The sequence below is a fragment of the Flavobacterium sp. 245 genome, from assembly GCF_004362055.1.
Taxonomy (GTDB): domain Bacteria; phylum Bacteroidota; class Bacteroidia; order Flavobacteriales; family Flavobacteriaceae; genus Flavobacterium.
The window spans coordinates 91,479-97,893 of record NZ_SNXB01000015.1; the positions used below are offsets into that span (position 1 = coordinate 91,479).

General features: G+C 32.0%; 8 protein-coding genes. 1 reads left to right on the plus strand and 7 read right to left on the minus strand.

Features of this window, described 5'->3' with window-relative positions; translation table 11 throughout:
• Positions 1-5: 5 nt before the first annotated feature.
• The 6 genes from EV145_RS21255 to EV145_RS21280 form a co-directional block, all read right to left on the minus strand.
• Positions 6-746 carry a hypothetical protein gene (locus tag EV145_RS21255; protein WP_133527193.1) on the minus strand — a complete coding sequence of 247 codons (741 nt, stop codon included), beginning with the start codon at positions 744-746 and terminating at the stop codon, positions 6-8.
• A 302-nt stretch (positions 747-1,048) separates the two neighbouring features.
• Positions 1,049-1,498, minus strand: a complete 450-nt coding sequence (locus EV145_RS21260; protein WP_133527194.1) for a hypothetical protein — start codon at positions 1,496-1,498, stop codon at positions 1,049-1,051.
• A 42-nt stretch (positions 1,499-1,540) separates the two neighbouring features.
• Complete coding sequence (locus tag EV145_RS21265; protein ID WP_133527195.1) at positions 1,541-2,110, minus strand: hypothetical protein; 570 nt, start codon at positions 2,108-2,110, stop codon at positions 1,541-1,543.
• Positions 2,107-2,466, minus strand: coding sequence for a hypothetical protein (locus tag EV145_RS21270; protein ID WP_133527196.1), 360 nt, complete (start codon positions 2,464-2,466; stop codon positions 2,107-2,109). Before EV145_RS21270 ends, EV145_RS21265 begins: the two co-directional genes overlap by 4 nt.
• A 48-nt stretch (positions 2,467-2,514) precedes the next feature.
• Positions 2,515-2,946, minus strand: a complete 432-nt coding sequence (locus EV145_RS21275) for a hypothetical protein (RefSeq protein WP_133527197.1) — start codon at positions 2,944-2,946, stop codon at positions 2,515-2,517.
• A gap of 136 nt (positions 2,947-3,082) precedes the next feature.
• Positions 3,083-3,901 carry an AraC family transcriptional regulator gene (locus EV145_RS21280; protein WP_133527198.1) on the minus strand — a complete coding sequence of 273 codons (819 nt, stop codon included), beginning with the start codon at positions 3,899-3,901 and terminating at the stop codon, positions 3,083-3,085.
• Between the two features lie 100 nt (positions 3,902-4,001).
• On the opposite strand from EV145_RS21280, the gene EV145_RS21285 reads away from it, so the two are divergent.
• Positions 4,002-5,210, plus strand: a complete 1,209-nt coding sequence (locus EV145_RS21285; RefSeq protein ID WP_133527199.1) for an MFS transporter — start codon at positions 4,002-4,004, stop codon at positions 5,208-5,210.
• 543 nt (positions 5,211-5,753) lie between these two features.
• On the opposite strand, the gene EV145_RS21290 is transcribed toward EV145_RS21285, so the two are convergent.
• The gene (locus EV145_RS21290; RefSeq protein WP_133527201.1) at positions 5,754-6,122 is read right to left on the minus strand and encodes a GIY-YIG nuclease family protein; all 369 of its coding nucleotides are present in this window, start codon (positions 6,120-6,122) and stop codon (positions 5,754-5,756) included.
• Between the last annotated feature and the right edge of the window lie 293 nt (positions 6,123-6,415).

The following is a 6,415-nucleotide window of genomic DNA, read 5'->3' on the forward strand; positions in this document are numbered from 1 at the left end:
TCATTTTATGCTTTTAGCTGATTTATTTTTCGCAAAATATAAATGGACCCTATTATCGAAATCAACCCGCAGAGGCCAAAGAAAATAAATGCTGAAATGTCATTGTTTCGATGCGTTTTATTAAAGTCAGATAATGATAAATAGGTGAAATTTTTGTTTTTTACTTCAACTACCGCAATTGCTTCATACTTAAATTTATCCCAAGATGACATTGGAGTTTTTTTGCTTATTTTCTTTTCATATTGATCTTTTTCAATGGTGAGAGAAATTGTATCTCCCTTTTTGAAATCCTTCATTAAATCTTCAAAATAAGTTTCTCTAAAAGCCAGGGTTCCAATTTTAAATTTAAAACCATTTAGATTCTCTAATTCGAAAATTAATGATTTAGATTTTTTGCCATGTTTTAACTTGATATCAGCTGATAAAGTTCCTTTTATGACAGAAACATCGTTTCTCGTTAAGCTATCGTCTTTGTAAAATTGACTCGCAACGAAAAGAAATAGAATTCCTAAAAGGGCCAATATTATGGAGAGCTTTATTTTTTCCTTTCGGTCTAATTTCTCTTTTAAAATAGTGTTTTGCGGTTTGTTTTTAATTATTGTCCATTTTATTTCTTCAAAGTTAGCATAGTCGAAACTGTTCAACTTAATGATTTCGTTATTGTTCAAAGTAAGATACAAATACTCATAGTTGCCGTATTTGCTTTCCTTTTCTCTAGCAGTCCAATTATTTATTTCATTGCGCACGAATACTCGTTTGAAAAGCCCTAAAAACCGATGCAATTCAATTTTATCGGAATAGATAATGATTTTTGGTAAGTTAAGCGTGTAGTAAAGAATGTAGAGTGGAAAAAATGCTAAGAAACATCCGGCTGCTAAATCGGGATAGGTAGATAAATTATTGGGATTGAATTTTGAAAAGCAAATAACAATGCATAAAGCAGATATGAAAAGGATTCCAAAAATGTAAAAAATAATATTTGAGGTTTTAAATTTGGAAGTAAGTAGCGGTTCTGACATCTAAAATTGTTTGTTTTGATTTAATTATTTTATTGCAAAATAGCCTCAATTTTCGCTTCTGATTTTTCTCTTAGCGGGCTGTCCGGACGAAAACTCCAAATAATCAGAAATTTTCCTTTGGCTATATATTCTTCAGGATGTTCATCAGTTGGCTGGCCGTCTTTTCCCCACAATAAACCTTGCAGAAAGCGATCGCCTTTAAAAACGTGCTCAAATTCAAAATACATAATAGAACCGCGATCTCCTTTGCTTTTAAAATTTTGAATGGCTTTGCTTTTTACAGTTCCAACAATATTACTGTAGGTTTCAATGTCGTTATAAAAAGTGCAGGCCTGAGGAGTAATGCAAATATTACCGTCGTTTGAAGTATAGTTTTTTGGAATTTCTTTTGGTTTTAATTTTAAATCAGCGATTGTCTGGCTGAATAAATTGGTAGTAAGCAACAGGAATAATGCCGACAGGGGAATCGTAATTTTCATGGTTTTGGGGTTTAAATTTGTTTTAGGTTTCTTTTTTTAAGTTTAGTTATCCTTGTTGTTTCTGAAATATTCCAAATTAAAGGGCTTTATTTTATTTCGTATATAAAAATTACTTGTTTCTTTTAACTCTTTTTCTGTTATTATTTGTAATTGATAAAACTTGATTTTCTCGCATTCAATTAATTCAGTATTTCTAAATTTTCGCTGACATTGATTTATTTTTTTCCAATCAAATAAAAAGTCACCTTCTGTAAATTCAGTTAAATCAATTAGATATTCATGATCAGGACCGAGATGTAAAGCATTTACTTTCATTGTTTTATTTGTTTTATTATTTCTAATAACAAATATTAATGAATCTATTCCGCCTTTTGTATCAAACTCAAAGTTAACACTTTTACCATTTGATTCGTGTTCATTAAAGTCCCTCCAGTTTTCTATTAAAGCAAAATTTGGAGCATGTGTCGTTTTTATAGAATAAGAAGAAGCATTGTCATCAAGACTCAATTTAAACTTTATTTCAGCACATAGGCATTGTGAATAGCTAAATGAATTAGTTAAAAGAAATAAAATGACGAATAAATGGTTGTATTTTTTAGAAGCAATATTCATCTTCTAATTTTTACCTGATAAACAATTTCCCAAAAGATAATTGAAAACACTGCATTTGCAAATATTGCAGTCTTAACCTGATACGGATCGTAATTTAAAAGCAAATGCAAATTGGTAAATTTTAAAGCCAAAAACAGAGACAAAGCAGCAATAACAATCGAGCAGATTATATTAAGCAGTACATTCCATTTTAAAGCCAAGAAAGCATAAATTAAGTTGAGAATAGCAAAACCACAGCCTAAAGTTATATAAGGATCTGTTTTTAATTTTTCTCCAATAGTAAGTAAAACAGTAGTTGTTGTAAGGTATAAAAAGAATAGAATTGAATAAACAAGGATTCGTATTTGAGGTTTCATAAGTATTGCTTGTTTGTTGTTAATTTAGATTTTTAAGTTTAGGGTTCATTATTCTATTTTCACCGTTATTAATCTCTGTCCATTTTTTTTGTTTTTATCCTCTAATTCATATAGATAAATTATAAAAGTTGATGGATTCGTTTTTGGTCGAAAATCAATTAAATTCTTTAAATTTATTTTAATTAATTTGTTTTCACCTTTGAATTCGCTTCTATAAATCTCAGATTTTCCTTCACCCCTTACTATCAATGCAAATTTGCAGTCTTCGCAAGGTGTATCATCAAAATATTGAATTGCTAGATAGTCTCCGGGTTTATAATTTTTGCTTTTAATTACAATTGAATTATTTGTGTAATCATTTAAATTTTTGAGCAACACATTATTGTGATAAACTTTCCAATAAGAAATTGTATCTATTGGACAACTTCTTGAACAAAATGGCAATGATAAAAAGAATAGGAACGGTATTATTTTTTTCATGTTTTTCTGATTTTTATCTGATAATATTTTTTCAATACGAATATAATATTAAATGCCTTACGAAATAGGGCAGACTTCAAACAGAATTCAACAATTTTTCACTCAAGTTTTCAGGGAAATTCTTCATCAGAAAAAATTATGCAGATATTTTATCTTTATCATTTTCATCCTCTAAAATATAATTAGAAGGTGTTTTTCCTAAATGTTTTTTGAACATAAAAATAAAAGCACTGGCGGTTTCATAGCCTAAATCTAAAGCGATTTCTTTAATGGATTGTTTTTCGCCTAATCGTTTAATGGCTTCGATCAATTTTAAACGAGCGCGCCAATCACTAAAATTCATTCCTAATTCTTTGATAAATAAGCGCGATAAAGTTCTGCTGCTCATAAACGAAAGTTCAGCATAATAATCAATGTTGTGCTTACTTGCCACATCGTTTAATAAAAGCTCGACAACTTTCTGTAGCCTTTCATTATTGGTTGTAGGCAAAAAAGTAGCACTTGGCATAATTTGAGCCAATTCATCTAGAAAAACAGCAATGATTCTTAGTTGCGAATCGGTTAGATTTCCCTTTGTTCCAAAAGAAATAATTTTGAAAACCAACTGTTTTAAAAACATCGGAATATCAAAAGAGAAACTGTTCGTAGGCAATCCTTCAGTCGCAGATGGATCGATAAAAACGCTGTAATAATTAACATCTTTCTGAAAAGTAACTTGATGTTCTACACCGCTCGGAAGCCACAACCCCTGCAACGGATTTACAACCCAGATATTATTTCCAACTACAACATGCATTACACCGCGCGTTGCATAAATAAGTTGCGCTCTCGGATGCGAGTGCGAGATGCACATTTCATTATTTACCGTTTCGGTATAACCTATAACAGGTATCGATGGATCAACCTGGTATCCATAATCCTGCGCCATTCGATATGTCCGAATCTGATTATTCATTGTCCAAATATAGTAATTTTGACATTGTAATTTATTTCAATTTTGTAAAAAAATAATACAGCTGTTATTTTTAAAATGAAGATTAACCTAAAAACAACTCATGGAAACCGTTAAAGTACAACCAGAAGTAATTAAAAAAACAACGTATTCAATACTTTTTATAATCAGCTTTTCGCATTTAATTAATGATCTTTTACAAGCTATAGTTCCGTCAATTTATCCGCTCATTAAAGAAAATTTCGGACTGAGTTTTAGTCAAATCGGAATTATCACTTTTACGTATCAAATCGTCGCTTCAATTTTACAACCTTTTGTGGGAATGTATACCGATAAAAATTCAAAACCATATTCGCTGATTATTGGAATGTGTTTTACGATGACCGGATTGTTTCTGGTTTCTATCGCTTCTAGTTTTACATTTCTATTATTATCAGTAAGTTTAATCGGGATCGGATCTTCGATTTTTCATCCGGAATCTTCGAGAGTCGCGCATTTGGCATCGGGCGGCAAAAAAGGATTGGCGCAGTCTATTTTTCAATTGGGAGGAAATGCCGGAAGTGCTATCGGACCTTTATTAGCCGCTTTTATTATCATTCCTCACGGACAAAGCTATGTGGCGTGGTTTTGTATTATCGCTTTAGTTGGAATTTTTGCTTTGTATAAAATTGCACTTTGGTACACGGAACATTTGTCTGAAAGAAATGCCAATAAAGCAGCGCATAAAATAGAAACGCATCATTTATCAAAAAATAGAGTTATCGGTTCGTTAATCATTTTATTAGTTTTGATTTTCTCTAAATACTTTTATATGAGTAGTATTACGAGTTATTATACATTCTTTTTGATTGATAAATTTCACATCACAATTCAGCAATCTCAAATATATTTATTTTTATTCTCAGGCGCTGTCGCAGCAGGAACATTGATTGGAGGTCCAATTGGAGATCGATTTGGACGAAAATATGTAATCTGGGTTTCAATTCTTGGAGTTGCGCCATTTACACTGTTGTTACCTTATGTGGATTTATTTTGGGTAGGAACTTTATCTGTAATTATCGGATTGATTCTTTCTTCGGCATTCTCAGCAATTCTGGTTTACGCAACCGAATTATTGCCAGGGAAAGTGGGTTTAGTTGCCGGTCTTTTCTTCGGATTTGCCTTTGGAATGGGAGGTTTAGGTTCCGCAGTTCTAGGAAAAATCGCGGATGCAACGAGTATAGAATATGTTTTTAAAATTTGTGCGTTTCTGCCTTTGATTGGGATTATTACTGGTTTCTTGCCGAATATTGAGGGGAGTAAGAAGGTTTAAATTAGTTTTTAAACACATAGAGGCATAGGATTTGGATTGTCTGGAAAAGGCATTTCATTTATTAAAAAACACACATAGTTTTTCTGGATGGAAAATTATGTGTGTTTTTTTGGTTTTTAGGACTGATGTTAGTGGCAAGGTAAATGAAAAATCGAGTTTAAGAAAGATTGTTTAAGTCTAAATTATCCACAATCTTGTCATTTCGAAGTAAGGAGACTCGAGCGATAGCGATCGGCGAAGCAAATCATCGCAAGAAACTTTGCAAACAAAGGAAATGTAACATAATGAGATTCGCATCCCAAATTACCCACAATCTTGTCATTTCAACAAAAGGAGACTCGAGCGATAGCGACCGGCGAAGCAAATCCTCGCAAGAAACTCCACAAAGATTGGAAATGAAACATAATAAGATTCACATCCCTAATTGCCCACAATCTTGTCATTTCGACGTAAGGAGAAATCTTCGCAAGAAACTCCACAAAGATTGGAAATGAACATACAGAGATTAACATCCCTAATTGCCCACAATCTTGTCATTTCGACCTAAGGAGAAATCCTCGCAAGAAATTCTACAAAGATTGGAAACATTTTGCATAAATTATTCAAATAATAATTCAAAAAATCCAAATCAGGATTAATAGTTTTAATCAATTCAATTTTCTTTTCCCTGCGCCAATCTTTTATTTCTTTCTCACGTGCAATTGCTTCTTGAATCCAAGTGAACTTTTCATAATATAGCAAGAATGTGGCATTGTACTTTGATGTAAAGGTTTTGTTTGTAGTTTCGGCGTTTTCCTTATGTTGGTTTAAACGGATTTTTAAATTGTTTGTAACTCCTGTATAGAAAACAGTTTTGTATTTATTTGTGAGAATGTATATGTAGTATGTGTGATAGCCTTCTTGGTGTTGCATTTTTTCGGCGAAAGATAAAATATTCATTTAAGATTTTTCTTTCTTTTTACGTGTTTTTGTTTGATATACTTTACGGAGTTACTTGCGAGGATTTCTCCTTCGTCGAAATGAAAAACTTGATGGTTACTTTGCGGGTATGTTGATTTTCTTAGCGGAGTTACTTGTGAAGATTTGCTTCGCCGGTCGCTATCGCTCGAGTCTCCTTACGTCGAAATTGTAAAAGTCACTTATTTCGGTAACGGATTTATCATTTCGATTGGCTTTTTTCCATCAATACCTTGATGTGGTCTTTC

Coding starts and splice junctions, on each gene's coding strand:
- EV145_RS21260 (WP_133527194.1), bottom strand. CDS start 1,498: ATGAAAATTACGATTCCCCTGTCGGCATTATTCCTGTTGCTTACTACC.
- EV145_RS21265 (WP_133527195.1), bottom strand. CDS start 2,110: ATGAATATTGCTTCTAAAAAATACAACCATTTATTCGTCATTTTATTT.
- EV145_RS21270 (WP_133527196.1), bottom strand. CDS start 2,466: ATGAAACCTCAAATACGAATCCTTGTTTATTCAATTCTATTCTTTTTA.
- EV145_RS21275 (WP_133527197.1), bottom strand. CDS start 2,946: ATGAAAAAAATAATACCGTTCCTATTCTTTTTATCATTGCCATTTTGT.
- EV145_RS21280 (WP_133527198.1), bottom strand. CDS start 3,901: ATGAATAATCAGATTCGGACATATCGAATGGCGCAGGATTATGGATAC.
- EV145_RS21285 (WP_133527199.1), top strand. CDS start 4,002: ATGGAAACCGTTAAAGTACAACCAGAAGTAATTAAAAAAACAACGTAT.
- EV145_RS21290 (WP_133527201.1), bottom strand. CDS start 6,122: ATGCAACACCAAGAAGGCTATCACACATACTACATATACATTCTCACA.